General features: G+C 25.3%; 2 protein-coding genes. Both read left to right on the top strand.

The features are described from left to right. On the top strand, positions 1 to 609 hold a 609-nt coding region (locus B9N71_RS12665), incomplete at its 5' end, for an N-acetylmuramidase domain-containing protein (protein ID WP_208610525.1). Positions 610 to 633: 24 nt separating this feature from the next. Then, positions 634 to 1,629: a hypothetical protein gene (locus B9N71_RS12660; RefSeq protein WP_085166150.1), complete on the top strand. Its 996-nt coding sequence runs from the start codon at positions 634 to 636 to the stop codon at positions 1,627 to 1,629. The last annotated feature ends 69 nt before the right edge of the window (positions 1,630 to 1,698 follow it).

Genomic DNA, 1,698 nt, shown 5'->3' with positions numbered 1-1,698 from the left:
ACTTTTTTGGCGAGGATCACTCTTATTTTTTTAAATCAAAGAAAAAATATGGATTTATTAACCGATGCTGATTATGAAGAAGTTGCAAACGAATTAGGATGTGAATCAAAAGCACTTAAAGCTGTAGGTATAAAAGAAACAAAGGATCAGAGTTTTTATACCCATTTAGGGGATCATGTTCCTAAAATATTATTTGAGAGACATTATTTTCACAAATTAACTAATGGTAAATATGATAATGATCCTGATATATCAAATAAATCTTCATTTACTAAATATGGTTCCTATGCGAAACAATATGAACGATTAATAAAAGCATATGCTTTATCACCTAGAGAAGCTCTAATGTCAGCTTCTTGGGGAAAATTTCAAGTTATGGGAGCAAATATGCATTCAGACAAATTAAGTATTGAAGATATTCTATATAAAATTAGTCATTCAGAAAAAAATCATTTAATTACACTAAAAGATTATTTATTGAAGAATAAAAATGCCTTGGAAGCATTAAAATCAAAAAAATGGGATTCATTTGCTTTGTATTATAATGGAAGTGGTTATAAAAAGAATAATTATGATGTTCTTATAAAAGAAATCTATGAAAAGCTATAAACAAGTAAAATATTGGAATTATAAATGAATAAAATAATTATATTCAGTGTACTGTTAGTGAATTTTGCATTTGCTAATACAACAAAATGTGATGAAGACTCATTTGAGGAAGTAAATATAACCACTTTTTCTGGTAGTCATATGAATTTAAAATATCAATATTGTCCATATTCTAAAACCGAACCAATAGATTATATAGGATATCAATTATTAACTATTAAAGTTGATAACCAATTATATACTTATAAAAATAATGTTAGTGATAATGGGTATTCCAGTAGAGAAATGTTCTATTCTAAACTAGGGGTATTTGGTATTGCTGAAGCTAATACAGGAAATTCTCCTTTAACGATAACATATTTGACTACTAAAGATAATAAATTATTTTTATTGGGGAAAATCACGTTTGAGAGACGTATGGGAAACATAATTGGTGAGCCTTATATTGAAAATAGAAGTGATGAAACTAATAAAATTATAGACAACATGTTTTTATTAAATAAAAAAAATATTTTGGGAGAATATCCTTTAAATTTTTATGAAAGCTTATTGTTTATTTTTGCTGATAAATTCAAACAAAATATTTCAAAATATGAAATAAATAAATGGTTAATTAAGCTATCAGAATATCCAGATTTGAGTAATTTTTATAGACAAAAAATCTTTTTTAAAGATCATTCTTTATGTACATATAATAAAAATCTAATTGAAATGGATGCCTTTGGTTGTCAAATAGGAAATAAGCAATTATCCATTTGTTATAATTATTTTGATAAAGGTGATCTAATATACAGATATGGTAATAAAAACAAAATAGAATTAGAGTTGCGGAAAGAAATTTCAGATCAGAAAGTTTTAATAAATTCATTAGTTTTTAAAAAAAATATTTGGCATTATGAAGTAAATACATCTCTTGATAATGCAGGGATTTTAATAAAAAAGAATGGCAAGAATATTACGTTTCTTAAATGTGAAAATGACAGTGCAGAACCTTTAATGTTTGATCCTATATGGGATTAAAAAATAAGATAATCCCTATTATCCCGATGGTTAAAAGTTGATGTACTCGATGATAAAAACCGAAAAAGA

Origin of the sequence: Gilliamella bombi (assembly GCF_900103255.1) — a bacterium.
Lineage (GTDB): Bacteria > Pseudomonadota > Gammaproteobacteria > Enterobacterales > Orbaceae > Gilliamella > Gilliamella bombi.
Note: the sequence above shows the minus strand (reverse complement) of the source record. Positions and strands in the feature narration are given on the sequence as shown.

Bases quoted from the DNA above. Each gene is read 5' to 3' on its own strand.
- B9N71_RS12660 (WP_085166150.1), top strand. From the start codon at position 634: ATGAATAAAATAATTATATTCAGTGTACTGTTAGTGAATTTTGCATTT.